Annotated in this window: 15 protein-coding genes; 5 read left to right on the plus strand and 10 right to left on the minus strand. The window is 66.7% G+C overall.

Going from position 1 to position 19,176, the window contains the following annotated elements; all coding sequences use genetic code 11:
- Positions 1-10: 10 nt before the first annotated feature.
- The 4 genes from DFR49_RS17670 to DFR49_RS17680 form a co-directional block, all read right to left on the minus strand.
- The gene (locus tag DFR49_RS17670) at positions 11-433 is read right to left on the minus strand and encodes a GNAT family N-acetyltransferase (protein WP_245968647.1); all 423 of its coding nucleotides are present in this window, start codon (positions 431-433) and stop codon (positions 11-13) included.
- Entirely contained in the window at positions 409-1,293 is an 885-nt protein-coding gene (locus DFR49_RS22295) for a hypothetical protein (RefSeq protein WP_245968618.1), read from the minus strand. The genes DFR49_RS17670 and DFR49_RS22295 overlap by 25 nt, the downstream gene beginning before the upstream one ends.
- A gap of 156 nt (positions 1,294-1,449) precedes the next feature.
- Positions 1,450-1,731, minus strand: coding sequence for a hypothetical protein (locus DFR49_RS17675; protein ID WP_119036980.1), 282 nt, complete (start codon positions 1,729-1,731; stop codon positions 1,450-1,452).
- 203 nt (positions 1,732-1,934) lie between these two features.
- Entirely contained in the window at positions 1,935-3,365 is a 1,431-nt protein-coding gene (locus tag DFR49_RS17680) for an alkaline phosphatase family protein (RefSeq protein ID WP_119037291.1), read from the minus strand.
- A 184-nt stretch (positions 3,366-3,549) separates the two neighbouring features.
- On the opposite strand from DFR49_RS17680, the gene DFR49_RS17685 reads away from it, so the two are divergent.
- The 3 genes from DFR49_RS17685 to DFR49_RS17695 all read left to right on the plus strand — a co-directional run bounded on the left by DFR49_RS17685 (position 3,550) and on the right by DFR49_RS17695 (position 8,223).
- Positions 3,550-5,418: a M61 family metallopeptidase gene (locus DFR49_RS17685; protein ID WP_119036981.1), complete on the plus strand. Its 1,869-nt coding sequence runs from the start codon at positions 3,550-3,552 to the stop codon at positions 5,416-5,418.
- Positions 5,419-5,596: 178 nt separating this feature from the next.
- A complete protein-coding gene (locus tag DFR49_RS17690) occupies positions 5,597-7,528 on the plus strand; it encodes a M1 family metallopeptidase (protein WP_245968619.1) in 1,932 nt (643 codons plus the stop codon).
- Between the two features lie 137 nt (positions 7,529-7,665).
- Complete coding sequence (locus DFR49_RS17695; protein WP_119036982.1) at positions 7,666-8,223, plus strand: CHAP domain-containing protein; 558 nt, start codon at positions 7,666-7,668, stop codon at positions 8,221-8,223.
- Between the two features lie 119 nt (positions 8,224-8,342).
- Here the strand turns inward: DFR49_RS17695 and msrB are convergent, their stop codons facing one another.
- The 4 genes from msrB to DFR49_RS17715 form a co-directional block, all read right to left on the minus strand.
- Positions 8,343-8,831, minus strand: a complete 489-nt coding sequence (gene msrB, locus DFR49_RS17700; protein WP_119036983.1) for a peptide-methionine (R)-S-oxide reductase MsrB — start codon at positions 8,829-8,831, stop codon at positions 8,343-8,345.
- Between the two features lie 154 nt (positions 8,832-8,985).
- The gene (locus DFR49_RS17705) at positions 8,986-10,218 is read right to left on the minus strand and encodes a cytochrome P450 (protein ID WP_119036984.1); all 1,233 of its coding nucleotides are present in this window, start codon (positions 10,216-10,218) and stop codon (positions 8,986-8,988) included.
- A 53-nt stretch (positions 10,219-10,271) separates the two neighbouring features.
- Entirely contained in the window at positions 10,272-11,528 is a 1,257-nt protein-coding gene (locus DFR49_RS17710) for an ABC transporter permease (protein ID WP_119036985.1), read from the minus strand.
- Entirely contained in the window at positions 11,525-12,382 is an 858-nt protein-coding gene (locus tag DFR49_RS17715; RefSeq protein ID WP_425454958.1) for an ABC transporter ATP-binding protein, read from the minus strand. Before DFR49_RS17715 ends, DFR49_RS17710 begins: the two co-directional genes overlap by 4 nt.
- A 161-nt stretch (positions 12,383-12,543) precedes the next feature.
- Between DFR49_RS17715 and queG the strand changes: the two genes are divergently transcribed.
- On the plus strand, positions 12,544-13,686 hold the full coding sequence (gene queG / locus DFR49_RS17720) for a tRNA epoxyqueuosine(34) reductase QueG (RefSeq protein ID WP_119036987.1): 1,143 nt from the start codon (positions 12,544-12,546) through the stop codon (positions 13,684-13,686).
- On the opposite strand, the gene DFR49_RS17725 is transcribed toward queG, so the two are convergent.
- The gene (locus DFR49_RS17725; protein ID WP_147373726.1) at positions 13,661-16,963 is read right to left on the minus strand and encodes a PAS domain S-box protein; all 3,303 of its coding nucleotides are present in this window, start codon (positions 16,961-16,963) and stop codon (positions 13,661-13,663) included. The genes queG and DFR49_RS17725 overlap by 26 nt on opposite strands.
- A gap of 159 nt (positions 16,964-17,122) precedes the next feature.
- On the opposite strand from DFR49_RS17725, the gene DFR49_RS17730 reads away from it, so the two are divergent.
- On the plus strand, positions 17,123-18,298 hold the full coding sequence (locus DFR49_RS17730) for an indoleamine 2,3-dioxygenase (RefSeq protein WP_245968620.1): 1,176 nt from the start codon (positions 17,123-17,125) through the stop codon (positions 18,296-18,298).
- A gap of 297 nt (positions 18,299-18,595) precedes the next feature.
- Here DFR49_RS17730 and grpE read toward each other — a convergent pair whose 3' ends face one another.
- Positions 18,596-19,147, minus strand: a complete 552-nt coding sequence (gene grpE / locus DFR49_RS17735) for a nucleotide exchange factor GrpE (RefSeq protein WP_119036989.1) — start codon at positions 19,145-19,147, stop codon at positions 18,596-18,598.
- Between the last annotated feature and the right edge of the window lie 29 nt (positions 19,148-19,176).

The raw sequence follows: 19,176 nt of genomic DNA on the forward strand, positions 1-19,176 counted from the left end.
CGGCCGACGTTCAGGTCAACGCCTTCCCGAAGACGTGCGAGATTTCGTGGAAAGCCTGACGTTCGAAGAAGGCATGCGCGCGACAATTGTCCTTGCCGCTTTCGAGGAAAATCCATTGCATGCCGCGGCGGCGGGCTTCGCGGTCGATTTCCGCCACCATCCGCGCGCCCAGCCCGGACGATCGCTGCGCCGGCTCGATCGAGAGATCGGCCAGCGTCGCGAAGCGCGTGCGGCGGCCGATGGTCCATTCGACGATCGCGGCGCCGACCAGCGTGCCGTCGGCCCCGCGCGCCACGAGCAAGCCGGTTTCATCGCCCGGGTCGCGCAGATCCTCGACGAAACGGCTTTCCAGATCGCGGCGCCAGGTGACGCCGTCGTCGCTCAGCCCGCCCTGGATTTCGCCGTGGCTTATGTATCGGGCGTCCCCGCCGATCGTGTGGGCGAAGAAACGGGCAACCGCTTCGGCGGTGGCGGGGCTACGATCCCAAAGGAGATCAACGCGCGCATCAGCGGGCCGCGCAGCACCGGCGCCTCGACCGCCCTTTCGCTCGTCTTGCTCAGCCATCGTCCGATCTCCGTACATTGCATGTGGCCGGCCACGGCCTCGTAAAAGGCCTGCTTGCGGGCGCGGTCGCGTTCTTCCTCGTCCGCCGCACGGGCGGGCGCGCTTTCTCCATGGGCGGCGAAGATCGCGCTGCCAAGGTCGAAGATGTCGCGCACGTCATCGGTATAGTTGCAGCGGAAATCCTCCCACATCTCGCGGAAATACCAATCGTCGAGCGTATCGTAGAACCACGCGACCCAACTGGCGAAAACCTGGTGCTCGATGATGTTCTGGCGGCGAAAGCGGGCACAGATTTCGAACAGGTTGAGCGTCTGGAAATAGAGATTGTAGGCGATCTTGGCATCCGGCATCGCGGCCAGCCGCGCGCGCTCGGCGGGCGCGGCATAGACGGTGCGATAGGGGTGAAGACGCGCCTCCATCTCCGCTTCGTATTTGAACACCTCGCTCGATGCGATTTCGAGGTTGAGATAGGCGTTGGATTTTTCGATCCGCGCCCCATCCGCCCGCGCGCCGCGGTTGAACCAGAAGGCGACAAGGAACGCGGCCAGTGCGATCGCCCCAGCCGCGATCGAGATCAGATCGGGCGTGGTCAGCGGCTTAAGGTCGAAACCCGGCCCGCGCGTGACAACCAGCCAGCGTATCACCGCCATCGTCGCCAGCACGCACAGCGCCGCGATCGTCAGCCGCGCTGCCGAAAACAGCCAGCGCCAGAATGAGGTGTCCTGCATGCCCGCCCCCCTTCGCGAACCGAAAGCGTGCCGAACATGCAGGTAATCGGCCGCGCCAGCAAACTAAACGACTGCCGCGCCCGCCGGGGGGCGATCAGGTGCTATTCCGCTAACGGCGAGCCTCCGGCCGCGCCGATGGCCCATGCGCACCCGGCATCAACGGCGATCGCGAGTTACGACTAGCGCGTCGTCGATTACCCATCCGCCATCCTTCTTCTGCAAGCGGGCAACCTGATAGGAATTTCTGGTCCCGTAGCGAATCGTGAACCGGCACGTCACCATCGGTGAATCACCCGGAAGCGCGTCGCCGCAGATCACGTCCGAAACCCCGTCGATCAGCATGGTGTGAATCATGGTGATCTCGTCGGGATGGTCGACGGAAGCCTGGGCGGACAGAGCGTAGACGAGATCATCATCCCACGCTTTCACTGCGGCCATAATCTCCTGATCGCTCGGACATAGCTGAGGGGAGGCGCATCTTGTGACAGCGGCCATTATCAGAAGGAAGGGCACGGTTTCTCTCCACGCTCATGTCGAGCGTAGCAGCGAGGGCGCTCCCATGCCAACATTCCCACCTTCCCTCGCGATCCCGCGTGCGGCGACCCTCGGCTTCCGCGCGCGCTGCCATCCGGGCTCCTCGCTCAATCCACCCGTTTGAGCGTCCCCTTCTCCTGCTCGGGCGCCTTTTGCCCTGTCGTCGGGATCGGCGGCAGCGGCAGGTTCGCCTCGGCATAGCGCGCGAGGTGGAGCGCGCCACTGGTGTCGGGCAGGCCCGGCGGGGGCGCGGGGCGGTCGCCGAAGCGGAAGGCGCGCGTCATGTCGCCGAAGGTCCGGCGCCGCCAGCCGGTGATGTTGGGCTCGCGCACCCCGGTAAACGCCTCGAGGAAGCGCAGGATCGAGCTATGGTCGAACGGCTCGCTGCACACCCAGCCGCCCGCCGTCCACGGCGAGATCACGATGCACGGCACGCGAAAACCGCCGCCGATCGGCAGGCCGCCGACGAACTCGCCCGGCGTGCCCGCGGGCGGCACCGGCGGCGGCACGTGATCGAACAGCCCGTCATTCTCGTCGTAGCACAGGATGAACGCGGTCTTGGCCCACACGTCGGGATTGGCCGCGATCGCATCGAGCTTGCTCGCGATGAACTCGGCACCGGCGGCGGGCGAGTATTTGGGATGTTCCGAACCTTCGTTGGTCGGGCATAGCCACGAGACCGCGGGCAGCCGGTCGTTGATCGCGTCATATTCGAACTGCCCGTCGGACACGATCTGCATCGCCTTGCGGTAGAGCGGCGAGGTCACGGGCGCGTCCGCGAACTGGCGGAAACCGCGCAACATGTTGAACGCGAAGCCTTCGGTCGCGTGCTGATAGACTTTCCAGCTCACCCCGGCCTGTTCCAGCCGCTCGGGATAGGTGGTCCAGCTTAGCGACCCCGGCGTCATCTGCGAATTCTTGGTGATCGGCCCGCCGTGTCGCCCCTCGGGATCGATCATCCCCGTCATCCAGTAGAGGCGGTTGGGGCGCGTCGGCCCCATCACCGAGCAGTGATACGCGTCGCAGACCGTGAACGCCTCGGCGAGCGCATAATGGAAGGGGATATCCGCGCGGCCGAAATAACCCATCGTATAGGGGCCGTTGACGCCGTCCGCGCCGCGATGCGCGGGCAGCCACTGGTCCATCTTACCGCCGTTCCACGCCTGATGCTGCACCGACCATTCGTGGCTGGTCGACGGGATCGCCTGCGCGGCCGTCGTGAAGCTGTCGAGGTGGAAGGGCAACAGATAGCCGTCGGGGCTCGCGGAATCGGGCTGGTGGAAGACGCTTCTGCCCGTCGACAGCGTCAGCGCGTCCCGGTCACCGAACCCGCGCACGCCGGGCAGCATGCCGAAATAATGGTCGAACGAGCGGTTTTCCTGCATCAGCAGCACGACGTGCTTGATGTCGTGGAGCGACGGCGCACGCTTGACCCCGGCGGCGAGCAATTTCTGCACATTGGGCGGCATCAGCGCGGTCGCCGCCGCCACCGCGGCCGCCTGCGCGCTGCCTTTCAGCAGCCGACGGCGCGTGAACATGGATCCCTGGTTCTGCCTCGGCACGCGCGCCTCCCTGTTTCGTGCGGGCATCGCCGCATCTCTGTTTGATACGAAAACAGAATAAATCGTATTTATCGTCTGGTAAAGCCGCCTTCCGGCCCCGCTCTGGACCCCCGGTGTCGCACGCGCCTATGACGGTTCGGAGAAGCAAAACGGGGGATATATGAAGCGGCATATTCTGGCGGGGACGGTCCTCGCGCTGATGGCGGGGACGGCACAAGCGCAGGCTCCCGCACGCGATCCGGGGCCGAACGCCCCCATCCGCTACGACGTCCGCTTCGATAATGCCGCGCATCACGAGGCGCGGATCAGCGTCACCTATCGCGATCTCAAGCCCGGCCCGGTCACCTTCCGCATGGCCCGCTCATCGCCGGGGCGCTACGCCGTCCACGAATTCGCCAAGAACGTCTATTCGGTCACCGCGACCGACAGCGCGGGCAAGGCGGTGCCGATCACCCGCCGCGATCCGTATAGCTGGACGGTCGCCGATCACGACGGCACCGTGACGATTCGATACACGCTCTACGGCGATCGCGGCGACGGCACCTATGCCCAGATCGACCTCACCCACGCGCATCTCAACATGCCGGCGACCTTCATGTGGGCGGTGGGCTATGACGATCGCCCGATCCGCGTGACCTTCCATCCCTTGCACCCCGACTGGAAGATCGCGACCCAAATGCCCGCAGCGACCGGCGCCGCCAACACCTTCTGGGCGCCCAATTTCCAGTATTTCATGGACAGCCCCACCGAGCTTTCGGATTTCGCGCTGCGCACCTGGCAGGTGCCCGGCCCGGGCGGCAAGGATTACACCTTCCGCCTCGCGATCCACAGCCAGGACGACGACGCCGATATCGATCGCTTCGTCGGCATGGCCAAGGCAGTCGTCGCCGAGCACAACAAGGTATTCGGCGGCCCGCCCCCACTCGATTTCGGCACCTACACTTTCATCGCCGATTACATGCCGCAGATTTCGGGCGACGGGATGGAGCATCGCAACTCGACGATGATCAGCCAGCCGCGCTCCTTGAAGGCGGCGGATTTCGGCCAGATCGACACGCTGAGCCACGAATATATCCACGCCTGGAACGTCGAGCGGCTGCGCCCCGCAGGGCTAGAGCCGTTCGATTATACGCAGGCCGATTCGACGCGCTCGCTGTGGTTCGCCGAAGGCTTCACCCAATATTACGGCCCGCTCCTCATCCACCGCGCGGGCGAAAGCAGCCTCGACGACTATCTCAAGACGCTCGGCGCCACGCTCAACTACGTCGTCAACGCACCCGGCCGGGCCTATGGCTCGCCGCAGGAAATGAGCCTGCGCGCGCCCTTCGTCGACGCCGCGACCGCGATCGATCCGGTCAACGGCAATATCTTCACATCCTATTATCCGTATGGCGCGATCATCGGCCTCGCGCTCGATCTGACGCTGCGTGAACGCTACAAGCTCAGCCTCGACGATTACATGCGCCATATGTGGCAGCGCAACGGCGCGGCGCAGGTCGATTACGCCCCCGCCAAGCCCTACACGCCCGAGGATCTGCAAGCCGGGCTCGCCGAACTGACCGGCGACCCCGCGTTCGCCAAAACCTTTTTCGACGCCTCGATCCGGGGCAGCGCGCTACCGGATTTCGCACCGCTGCTCGCGCAAGCGGGGCTGGTGCTGCGCGCCGCCAACCCGCAACACGGTTGGCTGGGCGCGAGCCGGGCCACGATGGCGGGAGACACGCTGACGCTCGATCAAATCCCGCTCCCCGACAGCCCGCTCTACAAGGCAGGGATAGACAAAGGCGACATGCTCGTCAGCCTCGACGGCGCCGCGCTCGCGAGCGCCGACGCGTGGAACAAGGCGCTTGCCGCGCTCAAGCCGGGACAGGAGGCGAGGCTCGTCTATCGCAACCGCACCGGCGAACGCACCGCGACGCTCAAGGCCGTCGCCGATCCGACGCTGGAGGTAGTGGCCACCGAAGCGGTCGGCGGTACGCTGACGGCGGCACAGAAGACGTTTCGCGAGGCGTGGCTGGGCAAACAATAGCGCCCGGTCGCCCTCACCCTTCCGCATCTTCGATTCTCCCTCCCTCTCCCACTGGGAGAGGGAAGGGGCCCGCTCGGCGCAGCCGAGTGGGAAGGGTGAGGGCGACCGACCTCCACTTTTCTCACCCTCACGATGCGCCTAGGCTCGCATCATCCCAGCCGATATCAGGATGATGATGATGGCCTTGCGTTCGATCGCCTTTCTCACCGCCGCCGCGATGCTCGCCGCGTGCGGCCCCGCCAACGACAGCGCGACCAAGGCCGCCACCGCGGCCGCGCCGGCGATCCTCGCCACGCCCGAGGGCAAGGACGTCAACAGCTACGCCAATCCGCTCGAAGCGCGCGTCACCCACGTCGCGCTCGATCTCGCCGCCGATTTCGACGCCCATGTGCTGTCGGGCACCGCGACGCTCGACATCGCCACCGCGAGGGACGCGCAGAAGATCGTGCTCGACGATAACGGGCTGGTCATCAAGGGCATCACCGATGCGAACGGCAAGGCGCTCGCCTATCAGGTCGGCGCGCGCGATCCGATCCACGGCGCGCCGCTCACCATCCAGCTCGGCGGCGCGCGGCGGATCGTCATCGCCTACGAAAGCGCGCCCGATGCCACCGCTTTGCAATGGATGGCGCCCGAACAGACGCTCGGCAAGAAGAAGCCCTATCTGTTCACGCAAGGCGAAGCGATCCTCAACCGCACCTGGATTCCAACGCAGGATTCACCCGGCATCCGCCAGACCTGGGAGGCACGGATCACCGTTCCCGACGGGCTGACCGCGGTGATGAGCGGCGAATCGCAATCGACGCTAGGCGAAACCGCGCCCGGCAATCGCCGCACCTTCAGCTTCGGGATGGACAAGCCCGTCGCGCCCTATCTGATCGCGATGGCGATCGGCGATCTGCGCTTCAAGGCGATCGACGACACGATGGGGGTGTGGTCCGAACCCGCGATGGTCGACAAGGCCGCGGCCGAATTCGCCGATCTCGGCAAGTTCATGGAAGCCGCCGAGGAATTGTACGGCCCCTATCGCTGGGGCCGCTACGACGTGCTCGTGCTGCCGCCCAGCTTCCCTTACGGGGGCATGGAAAACCCCACGCTGACCTTCGCGACGCCGACGATCATCGCGGGCGACAAGAGCCTCGTCAGCGTGATCGCGCACGAACTCGCGCATAGCTGGTCGGGCAACCTCGTCACCAACGCGACCTGGGACGATTTCTGGCTCAACGAGGGCTTCACCACTTATGCCGAGAACCGCATCATCGAGCGCGTCTACGGCCCCGAGCGCGCGGCGATGGAGGCCGATCTGCTGTGGACCGACATGGAACAGGCGGTCGACGAGGCCGGCGGCCCCACCTCCAAGCTCACCCAGCTCCATCTCGACCTGACCCCCGACATGGACCCCGACACCGCGACCGGCCAGATTGCCTATGACAAGGGCGCGACCTTCCTGCGCACGATCGAGCAGGCGGTCGGCCGCGAGAAATGGGACGCCTATCTGAAGGCCTATTTCGATCGCCACGCCTTCCAGCCGCAGACCAGCGCGGGCTTCCTCGCCGACCTGCGCGCCAACCTGTTCAAGAACGACGCCGCGACCGCGCAGAAGATCGGGCTCGATCAATGGGTCTACCAGCCGGGCATTCCGGCCAATGCGGTGCATGTGAAATCGACCGCGTTCGTGCCCATCGACAAGGCCGCGGCGACCTTCGCGGCGACGGGCGACATCGCGCAGGCGCCGCGCGGCGTCTCGACGCAGGAGATTCTGCGCTTCATCAACCAGCTCCCGCGCGACATCGGCAACGCGAAGCTCGCGACGCTGGACGCCGCCTTCCACTGGTCGACCACCGGCAACAGCGAGATTCGCTTCGCGTGGCTCGAACTGGCGATCGCCAACCATTATCCGCCCGCCGGGGCGTCGGCCGAGGATTTCCTCACCAGCCAGGGCCGCCGCAAGTTCGTCGCGCCGCTGTTCGCCGATCTGATGGATCAGCCCGGCTGGGGGCCGGCGGTGGCGCGGCGACTCTATGCCAAGGCCCGGCCCGGCTATCATCCGCTCACGGTGGGAACCATCGACAAGATCGTGGGGTGGAAGGGCGCCGACGCAACTAAATGAGGTTTGGGCTTCCGATCACCGGCCGCGCAACACGGTTCGTCGGAAAAGGTTCCCAATGAGTAAATGCGGGGGTTTTCCCCCGCCCCGCGACCTGCTTAGCAGGCTTCCACAACGAAGCCGGGGCCAGCGGGGGTCGCATGACATTCGGAAAATTCGCAGCGCGTTTTGCGCTCGTCACCGCGTGCAGCCTGATGACCGCAACGCCCGCCTTCGCGCAATTCTGGCAGTGCGTCACCTACGCCCGCAAGATTTCCGGCATCGACATCCACGGCAACGCCAACACCTGGTGGGGCAAGGCCAAGGGCCATTACGAGCGCGGGCATGAGCCCAGGGAAGGCGCCGTCCTCGCCTTCGCCTCGCACGGCAAGATGCGGCTTGGCCATGTCGCGATGGTCTCGAAGATCGTCAGCGACCGCGAAGTCCTGCTCACCCACGCCAATTGGTCGCGCCCCGGCCGCGTCGAAACCGACGTCCGCGCGGTCGACGTCTCGCCGGCGGGCGACTGGAGCGAGGTCAAGGTCTGGTACGGCCCGATCGGCGATCTCGGCACCAGCGTCTATCCCACCAAGGGCTTCATCTACGCGAACGCCGCATCGGCGGACGACGGCGACACGCTCGACGCCGCGGTGACGATCGCACAGCAGGACGCCAAATCGGCCAATCTCGTCGCGCTGGCAGCAACGCAGCGCTTCTAGGCGCGCACTACGTCGCCTGTTACCGTCACCCCGGACTTGTTCCGGGGTCCAACGCGCCTCAAGCGCTACCGTTCGTGGAAAGTTGGATGCCGGAACAAGTCCGGCATGACGAGGCCGCGCTACGCCTTGCCCGGCCGGAACACCATCGCCACGCCGTTCATGCAATAGCGCTTGCCGGTAGGCTTCGGCCCGTCGTTGAAGACGTGCCCGAGATGCCCGCCGCAGCGTGCGCAATGCACCTCGGTCCGCGCCAGCATCAGCGTGTGGTCTGTCTTGGTGCCGATCGCCTGCGGCAGCGGCGCCCAGAAACTCGGCCAGCCGGTGCCGCTGTCGAACTTGGTCGTCGACGAATAAAGGGGCTGCCCGCACCCCTTGCACGCAAAGATGCCGGCACGATGCTCGTCGTCGAGCGGGCTCGAAAACGCCCGCTCGGTCGCCGCGTGGCGCAGCACCGCATAAGCTTGGCTGCCAAGCTGCCGCTTCCACTCGGCATCGGATTTGGTGACCGGAAAGCCGGCGGCAGCCTCCGCCGCCCGGCTGCACGCACCGAGCGCGGCGCCCAGCGTGCCGAGCCCGGCCAGCGTCAGGAAAGTGCGACGGTTCTGCATGGCGTCCCTCGTTCACGAGTACGTCCAATTTAGGAATGGACGCCCCTTTCGTCACCCCGGACTGGTTCCGGGGTCCAACGCTCAACGAACGCCAGCGCCTGAGGCGGGTTAGACCCCGGAACCAGTCCGGGGTGACGACTTAAGGTCGACCGCCTCAATACCGGCTCAATTCTACCGGCAGCTTGCGATAGCCGTGAACGAAGCACGCCGACACACGCGTCGGCGCCCCGATCACGTTCACGCGCAGCCGGCGCTTGGCCATTTCCTCAAGCAGAATGGTAACCTGCAATTCGGCCAGCCGCGCGCCGACGCAGCGGTGGATGCCGTGCCCGAATGCCAGATGCCGCCGTGCGTTAGGCCGATCGACCACGATCCAGTCGGCATCCTCGAACATGGTCTCGTCGCGATTGGCCGAGAGATACCACAGCGCGAGCTTGTCGCCCTCGCGGATCGTCTGGCCTTCAAGCTCGTAATCCTGCGTCGCGGTGCGGCGCATGTGCGCGAGCGGCGTCTGCCAGCGGATGATCTCCTGCGTCGCGTTCGGGATCAGTTCGGGATTGCTCTCCAGCTTCGCGCGTTCGTCGGGAAACTGGCTCAATCCATAGGCATAAGCCGACATCGTGTTGCGCGTCGTATCGTTGCCGCCGACGATCAGCAGGATCAGGTTCCCGATGAATTCATATTGATCCATATGGCTCATCGCGTCCGAATGGATCATCATCGAGATCAGGTCGGGGGTCGGCTCCTTGCCGACTTTCTGGTTCCACAGATTCTGGAAATAGGCGCCGCATTCGAACATATATTGCAGCCGCTGCTGGCGCAGGTCCTCGTTCTTGACCAGTTCGATATCGCCCGCCCAATCGGACCAGAAGGTCAGCTTGCGGCGATCCTCCCACGGAAAATCGAACAGGATCGCGAGCATCTGCGTGGTGAGTTCGATCGAGACCGTATCGACCCAGTCGAACGCCTCGCCCACGGACAAGGTATCGAGCACCTCGGCGGTGCGGCGGCGGATATCGTCCGACATGCGGACCATTTCCGACGGGGTGAAGGCAGGCGCCACCGATCGGCGCTGCGCGGTGTGCACCGGCCGGTCGCGCGCGATGAACATCGGCATCTTGACGTCCGATTCGGGCAGGAAATCGGCGAGCGTGATGCCGCCCACCTCGGACGAGAAAATCTCGGGCAGCGATTCGACATGGACGATCGGCTTGTAGGTCGAGACCGACCAATAGGCGCCGTAATCCGACTGTTCGGTATAATGGACCGGCGCGGTCGCGCGCAGCGTCCTGAACGGTTCCTGCCAGGTGTCGTCGCGATAAAGTTCGGACCGGCTCACGTCGAGCGGATCGACCGGGTGAAGCTGGTCTTTCGCCAGAGTCGCCATGCTGCCTCTCCTTGTTGCGCCAGCACAATCCTAATTGACATCAATGTCAATAGCTAGGGAGTGGGAATGTTACTGACGGCATCGGCGATGCGTCCGGCGGTGCGGCTTTTAAACAACCCGCGCTTGCCGCCGCCCGATTGCAGCACCCCGCGCCGGAACCAGCCCGCGCTCAGCCAGATCACGATCGATACCCACAAAAGCTGCCATGCCAGCGCCAGCGCATGCGGCCACAGGTCGGGCGAATTCGCCGCGTGCGCCGCCATCGCGAACGGCGAGGAAAGCGGGAAAATCTCCGCCGCGGTCGCCACCCAGGTGCCGGGGCTCGACGCCGCCGCCGAGGCCCAGCCGAACATCGCGACTTGCAGGATCGTGATCGGCAGCGACAGCATCTGGATCTCGCGGATCGTCGAGGCCTGCGCCCCCACCCCCAGGAACACCGCGCCCAGCAGCATGTACGCCATCGTGAAATAAGCGAAAAACAGGACGAGGAAGACCGGAAAGCCCACCGCGGGGCCGATCTGGCTGAATGCCTGCACCGCCTCGGGCGGCAGGAAGGTGCCGATCTGCGTCGCGATCGTCCCCCAGAAGGCGATGAACACCATCGCCACGCCGAACATGCCGATCAATTTGCCGACGAACACCGATTCGAGCGGCACCGCGGCGGCAAGCACCTCGATCACCTTGTTGGCGCGCTCCTCGGCCATCGTGCCCACCGCCTGCCCGGCGAGCAGCACCGTCAGCAGGAAGATGCCGAACACCGTGAAGAACGCCGCCTGATGCTGCCCCGATACCGAGGTGCTGGTGCGCACGATCTGCGTCCGCGTCGCCTTGCTCAGCGCGACGCCGCCGGCCCGGTCGGCGCGCAGCGTCTGTTCGGCGAGTTCGGCCATGTAATCGGCGGTGCGCTCGCCTTGGGCGCCGTAGAGGATCGTCGGATGGTCGAGCGGGCCGTAGAGCACCGCCGACGCCTCGATATCGCGCGCATCGAACAGCGCATGCGCCTGCGACGCCGGGTCCGCGGCCGGCGTATCGATGCGCAATTCGGGCGGCGCTTCGGGCTCGCGGAAGACGGTGCGCAACGTCGCGTCCACCGCGTGCAGCCGCGCGGCCTGATCCGCCGGCACGATCGCGACGATCCGGCTGCGATCCGCCGAGCCCTCGGCCATCGACATCGCACCGAAGCTACCCGCCGCGCCGAACGACGCCATGATCAGCGGCGCGAACAGGAAGATCAGGAACGTGGGGGTGAACACGGTGGCGATGAAATCGCGTCGCGCGATCGTCAGCGTCTGGCGAATATTGCGCTTCATGCCGCGTCCTCCAGCGCGTCGCGCCCGACGATGCGGACGAAGGCGTCGTGCAGGCTCGGCCGCTCGATCGACAGCCCCGATATGCCGTGTCCGGCGTCGATCAGCCGCGACAGCAATGTCTCGATTCCTCCGCCCGGCATCGTGAACCGCCAGCCGTCACCTTCGGATATGGCGTCACCGGGCAGCAGCGCGTGCAGCCCCTCGCCGGGATGGTGCGGCACGTAGCGGACCTGGAGCGGCAGCGTCCCGCGCGCGTCGGCGACCGTGCCCTCGAAGCGCCGTTTGCCGCGCGCGATGATCGCCAGCCGATCACACAGCCGCTCGGCATGGGCCATGACGTGCGTTGAAAACAGGATCGTCACCCCGCGATCGCGCTCGGCGAGGATCAGCTTTTCGAGCTTCTCCTGATTGACCGGATCGAGCCCCGAAAAGGGTTCGTCGAGCACCAGCAATTCGGGCCGATGCACCACCGAGCCGAGCAACTGGACGAGCTGCGCCATCCCCTTGGAGAGCTTGCGGATCTTCTCGTCGGCGGCCTCCGCCAGCCCGGCATCGGCAAGCATCTCGCGTGCCCGCTTGCGCCCGGTGCGCCAGTCGAGCCCGCGCAGCGCGCCCATGAAGGCGATCGCCTCGGCCGCCTTCATCGCCGGGTAGAGCCCGCGTTCCTCGGGCAGATAGCCGACCCGGTCGCTCGCCTGGCGCGGGCGGCGGCAGCCGAGCAGCTCGCGCTCGCCGTCGTCGGGCTCGATGATGCCGAGCAGCATCCTGAGCGTCGTCGTCTTGCCCGCGCCGTTGGGGCCGAGCACGCCGTAGATCACGCCCTTCGGCACCGCGATGTCGACTCCGTCGACCACGCGCCGCCCGCCGAATTTCTTGACGAGCCCGGTGGCGCTCAGCGCCAGATCATGTGACAGAAAGCGCCTCCATTGCCGTTCGCCCGCGAGGATGAATTCGCCGGCCGAACGAGCTAGAGAATCCGAGAACCGAACCCATTGCGAACTGGTAGCTGTTAGACGTGTCCCAAGACAACCCGTTCGAATCGCGCTTGAAGGAACACGCCCGCGCCGAAGGCTTCGTCGCCTGCGGGATCGCGCGCGCCGATGCCGCGCCTGCCGCGGGCGAGCGGCTGCGCCAATGGCTCGACGACGGCCGCCACGGCGACATGATCTGGATGGAGGAGCGCGCGCACCACCGCGCCGCGCCCGAAGGGCTGTGGCCCGAGGTCCGCTCGGTGATCGCGCTCGGGATGAGCTACGCCCCCGCCACCGATCCGCTCGCGCTCGCCGGCGCGCCCGACATCGGCCGCATCTCGGTCTATGCGCAAGGCGGCGACTATCACGACCTGATCAAGCGCAAGCTGAAGGCGCTCGCGCGGTGGATGGTGGCGGAGGCGCCGGGCACCGATCTCAAGGTGTTCGTCGATACCGCACCGGTGATGGAAAAGCCGCTCTCCGAAGCCGCCGGGCTCGGCTGGCAGGGCAAGCACACCAATCTCGTCAGCCGCGAGCACGGAAGCTGGCTGTTCCTCGGCGCGATCTATACCACGCTCGCGCTGACGCCCGACGCGCCGGGGCACGACACTTGCGGCTCGTGCGACGCCTGCCAGCGCGCCTGCCCCACCGATGCGTTCCCCGCGCCCTATCAGCTCGATGCGCGGCGCTGCATTTCGTATCTGACGATCGAACTCAAAGGCCCCATTCCGCCCGAATTCCGGGAAAATATCGGCAACCGCATCTACGGCTGCGACGATTGCCTCGCGGTCTGCCCGTGGAACAAGTTCGCGGCGGCGGCGCACGCCAACCTCGCCTTCGCCCCGCGCGCCGAACTGACGGCGCCGCGTCTCGCCGATCTGCTCGCGCTCGACGATGCCGCTTTCCGCCAGGTGTTCGCCGGCTCGCCGATCAAGCGCATCGGCCGCGACCGGATGGTGCGCAACGCGCTGATCGCGGCGGGCAATAGCGGCGATGCGGCGTTCGTCGCACGGATCGCGGCGCTGCTCGACGATGACGCGCCCGTCGTGCGCGGTGCGGCGGTATGGGCGCTGGCGCGCCTCGATCGCGCGCGCAGCCTCACCGAACGCGCGGCCCATGCGGCCGAGACCGACCCCGATGTCATCGCCGAATGGGCTGCGATCAGCCCCGATCGAGCATTTCCCTGATCCGCTGCCCCAGCACCTCCATCGTGAACGGCTTGGTGACGAGCCCCATTCCGGCCTCGAGCGGATCGTTGCCGGCCACCGCATCGGCATAGCCGGTGATGAACAGGATCGGCAGATCAGGCCGGCTGGCGCGCGCCTCGTCGGCGACCTGGCGCCCATTCATGCCGCCCGACAACCCGATGTCGGTGACGAGCAGATCGATGCGCACATCCGATCGCAGCAAATCGACCGCCGCCGCGCCGTCGGACGCCTCGATCGCGCCATAGCCCAGCTCGCCGAGCAGTTCGCCGACGAACAGCCGCACGATCGGATCGTCGTCGACCAGCAGCACCGTTTCGCCTGCGCCCGCCGCCGGCGCCGGCGGCTCGACAACGGGCACCGGATCGACCAGCGGGCCATCGTGGCGCGGCAGGTACATCCAGATCGTCGTTCCTTCGCCCACAATGCTGTCGATCGAAAGCTGCCCGTGCGATTGGCGCACGAAGCCGTAGATCATCGATAGCCCCAGCCCGGTGCCCGCGCCTTGCGCCTTGGTCGTGAAGAAAGGCTCGAACACATGATCGAGCACCTCGGCGGTCATCCCCGTGCCGGTATCGGACACGCTCACCGCCAGATAATCCCCCGGTTCGAGCGCGCGATCGGCCGCTTCCTTGCCGTCGAAATGCACGCATGCGGTGCGGATCGTGAGTTGCCCGCCCGACGGCATCGCATCGCGCGCGTTGATCACGAGGTTGAGCAGCGCGTTCTCGAGCTGGTTGCCGTCCGCCAGAATCGGCCAGAGATTGCCCGGATGGACGATCTCGACCAGGATCGACGGCCCCACCGTCCGGCGCACCAGATCCTCCATATCGGCGATCAGACGCGCGATGTTGATCGGGTGCGGATCGAGCGGCTGGCGGCGCGAAAAGGCCAACAACCGGTGGGTGAGCGCGGCCGCGCGTGCGGTCGCCGTCTGCGCGACCCCGATATAGCGCGCCAGATCGTCCGCGCGCCCTTGCGACAGCCGCAATTCGAGCATCTCCAACGCGCCTGAAATGCCGGTGAGAAGATTGTTGAAATCATGCGCGATGCCGCCGGTAAGCTGCCCCACCGCCTCCATCTTCTGCGCCTGGCGCAATTGCTCGCCCAGTTCGCGCTCGGCGGTCACGTCGCGCGCGGTGGTATAGAGCCGGCCGTCGGCGAGCACGGCCTTCCAGGAAAGCGTGCGATACCCGTCCGTCTTGGATCGGAAGCGGTTCTCGAACGCGACCGTCTCGGCGCCCTGCCCGAGCCGCGCCACCTCGTCGCGCGTGCGATCGCGATCGTCGGGATGTTCGAGCCATTCGGAGGTCCGCCCGATGATCTCGTCGGGCGTCCAGCCGAGCATCCGCTCCCACGCGGGGTTGACGCTCAGCCAGATGCCGTCCGCGCCGGCGATCCCCAGCATGTCCTGGCTCACGTCCCAGATGCGGTCGCGCTCGGCGGTGCGCTCCTCGATCTCCCCGGCAAGCGCCCGGTTGAGATCGCGCAGCGATGCCAGCGCATCGGCGCGCGCAACCGCATCCCAGCTCAGGATCGCGACTTCCTCGATCAGCGCGATCTCGCCCGGCGTCCACACGCGCGGGCTTGCCTGCGTGACGTAGAAGCCGCCATCGAACCGGCCCTCGCGCAGCAGCGGCACCCCGACCCCCGAGATGATGCCCAATGCGGGGATCGTCGTGCCCGCGAACCGCGCGCTGGCACGCGAATCGCGGAACTTGAGCGTCGCGCCCGCGATCGCGCCGCGGCGCAGGTCGCCGCCGAGCACGTCGAGCGGCGCCCGGCCCTCCAGCGGCGCAATGCTGCCGTCGCTCCAGCCGATGCCGAAGGCGATCTGGTCGCCGTCGACGATGCGCAGGAACCCCGCTCGATCGGCCCCCAGCCGCCGCCCCAGCGCCTCGGCGCCGAGCGCCATGATCGCCCCGGCATCGCTCTCGATGCGCTGGCGCTCGGCGAGGTGCAGGATGAATTCGCGCTCCTCCTTGGCCGCCACCAGCGCGGCTTCGTTGGCCTTGCGTTCGGTGATGTCGATCGCGACCCCGGCAAAACGCTGCGGCGTGCCGTCGCTGCCGAAGGCGCAGCGGCCGCGGGCATGAATCCAGCGCCGGGGGCCACCCTCGACGCGGACGCGATATTCGATCGAATATTCGCGGCCGGTCGCGAAGACCTCGCGAATCTCCGCGCGCACCCGATCGAGATCGTCGGGATGGAGCAGCCGCATCACCTCGGTTACCGCCACCCCCGCTGCCGCCGCCGCGGGATCGAGCCCGCACAGCCGCGCGAACCGTTCGTCGCTGCGGATACGCGCGGCGGGCACATCCCAATCCCAGACCCCGATCATTCGCGACGATTCGAGCGCGAGCTTGAGCCGTTCCTCGCTCTCGCGCAGTGCCGCCTCGGCGCGGGCGCGCTCGGTCGAATCGGTGGCCTCGACGAAGATGCCAGACACCTCGCCGCGCGCGTCGCGGGTCGGCTGATAGACGAAATCGAGCAGCCGCTCCTCACCGCCGTCGCGGGCGAGCCGGACGGGAACCGAATGGCCGCGATAGGCTTCTCCGGTCGCAAACACGCGATCGAGCAGCGCGACGAAGCCCTGTTCGGCCACCTCGGGCAGCACCTCGGCGACCGAGCGCCCGACGATGTCGTCACGCCCGATCAGCTCGAGATAGGCGCGGTTGGCGAAGTCGAACACATGGGTCGGCCCGTGCAGTAGCGCGATCGCACCCGGCGCCTGTTCGAGCATCGTCGAAAGCTGCGCCAGCTCGGCGCGGTGTGATCGCTCGGCGAGCACCTTCGCGGTGGTCTCGGTGCCCTGGTTGAAGACCCCCAGCACGGCGCCGTCGTCGCCGCGAATCGGGCTGAAGCTGTAGTTCCAGTAGGTTTCGCACGGCATTCCGCCGCGCTCCATCATCAGCAACTGATCGAGCGTGGCGAAGCCCTCGCCGGTGCGGATCACGCCCTCGAACTGCGGTGCGATCACGTCCCAGATATCGCGCCACACCTCGCGCGCGGGCCGGCCGAGCGCCCAGGGGTGGCGCTCGGCCGGGATCGGCGCCCAGGCGTCGTTGTAGATCAGGCGCAGTTCCGGCCCCCAATAGATCGCGGTCGGCAGGCTCGAATGCAGGCAGATGTTGACCGCGACACGCAATGCGGTGGGCCAGCGTTCGGGTGGGCCGATCGAGGTCGCCGCCCAGTCGAAGCCACGGATGCGCGCGCCCATGTCGCCACCGCCGGCGAGAAAGGCGGGCGATGCCGTCACGGCACGACGAGGAGCGGATCGGTGGGCATCGACGCTGCCGACCGTGGCGGCGAGAGCGGCCGTCTGTCAATGAGATGCGTCAATCATGCGACAGACGGTTGGCAGCCCCCCTGCCGTCGCGATAGACGCGCGGCTACACTTAGTTGCAAATGATAGGATATGGCATCGATGGCGATCGAGGATCTCGCGCATTATGGCCTCGCGGCCGATCGGGGCTTCCTGTCGCAGCACGAGATCGACGAGGTCGCGCTGCCCGCCGATTTCGCCGAGGTCGAAGCCGCGGGGCTGTTGCTGCCCGATCTGCTCACCACCGGGCGCGTCCGCCACTGGCTCGATCGGCTGCCGACGCCCGATATCGACGCCTTTCTCGCGCGCGCCGGCGAGCCCGAGCTGATCGCGGCGATGGTGCGCTATTCGTTCCTGACCCAGGCCTATGTCTGGGGCGAGGGCGCGCCGTCGCGCCGCCTGCCCGCCAATCTCGCGGTGCCGTTCGTCGGCATCGCCGACGCGCTCGGGGTGCCGCCGGTGATGAATTATGCGGGCTATGTGCTCGATAACTGGGTGCGGATCGACAAGCGCCAACCGATCGTGTTCGAAAATATCGCGATGCACCAGCATTTTGCAGGCGGATCGGACGAGGCGGGGTTCGTGCTCACGCATGTCGCGATCGAGGCGGCCGCCGGCCCGGCGCTCGATCTCGCGGTCGAGCTGACGCACGCCGCCGACGCGCGCGATGCGCTTGCCGCCGAAGCGATGCTCCACGACCTCGCGACCGTGTGGCGCGCGATCTGCGGCATTTTCGATCGTATGACCGAGCGGTGCGATCCCACCTTCTATTTCACGCGCATCCGCCCCTATCTCAACGGCTGGCACGACAATCCGGCGCTGCCGCAGGGAATGGTCTACGAAGGCGTCGGCCGTTTCGCCGACCGGCCGATCGCGATGCGCGGGCAGACGGGGTCGCAAAGCTCGATCGTGCCGGCGATGGACGCGCTGTTCGGCGTCACCCACGAGCGCGACGAGCTGCGCACCTTCCTCGAAGACCTCCATCGCTACCGGCTGCCGCGCCACCGCGCCTTCATCGAGGATCTCGCGGCCGCGAGCACATTACGCGCCTTCGCCCGCGAAGCGGGCGGTTCGCTCAAGGATGCGTTCAACGCCGCAATCCAGGCCGTCGCCGAGTTCCGCACGATGCACCTGCGCTTCGCCGCGACCTATATCGCCAACCAGACGCCGGCGGGCGCGGGCAACGACCCCAATATCGGCACCGGCGGCACGCCGTTCATGAAATACCTGAAAAAGCACCGCAACGAGACCGAACGCCAGATGCTGTAGGCGCCCGTTTGAGAATGCGCCTTCGGGCGCATTGCGGCACCGGCCCGCTCCCCCACCCGGCCACCCATAGAATACTGCCGTTGGGTGGCCGGGTGGGGGAGCGGGCCGGCACCACCTCGGAAATCGCTCTTCCGCGATTTCTCAAACAGACTCTAAGCACCCGAAACCCGTCACCCCGGACTTGTTCCGGCATCCAACGCGCCCCACGCGCTAGCGCCCGTGGAGGGTTGGATGCCGGAACAAGTCCGGCATGACGATATAGAACGCGCGCTCGTCCAAACCCCTCCGAACTCCACCTCAGTCGGGCTTCTTGGCAACCCCCACCAGCGCCGGCCGCAACAGCCGGTCGCGGATCATGTAGCCGGTCTGGATTTCCTGCACGATCGTCCCCGGCGCAGCATCGGCGGTGGGCACTTCGAGCATCGCCTGATGGCGGTTGGGATCGAGCGTTTCGCCCAGCGCGACGATCTTGCTGATGCCGTGGCGCTGGAACACCGAGTCGAGTTCGCGCGCGGTCGCCTCCAGCCCCGCGACCAGGCTCTTGATCTTGTCGTCGCTGCGCAGATCATCGGGGATGGCGGCAAGCCCGCGCATCAGATTGTCCGACACCGACAGGATGTCGCGCGCGAAGCCGGTCGCGGCATAGGTGCGCGCGTCGGCCGTCTCCTTCTCCGCGCGGCGGCGCACGTTGAGCACCTCGGCCTGCGCGTAAAGCACGGCCTGCTTGGCCTCGGCCAATTCATCCTCGAGCGCGGCAAAGCCGTCCGCGGCGGCGGCGGGCTCGGCATCGGCTGGGGTCTCGGCGATATCCTCGGCGTCGGCCACCGGGGTCTTGTCGTCTTCGATCATTGCTCTTTCTCTTCGTTATTCGGGCACCG

The organism is Hephaestia caeni (assembly GCF_003550065.1).
In the GTDB taxonomy this organism is placed as follows: Bacteria; Pseudomonadota; Alphaproteobacteria; order Sphingomonadales; family Sphingomonadaceae; genus Sphingomonas; species Sphingomonas caeni_A.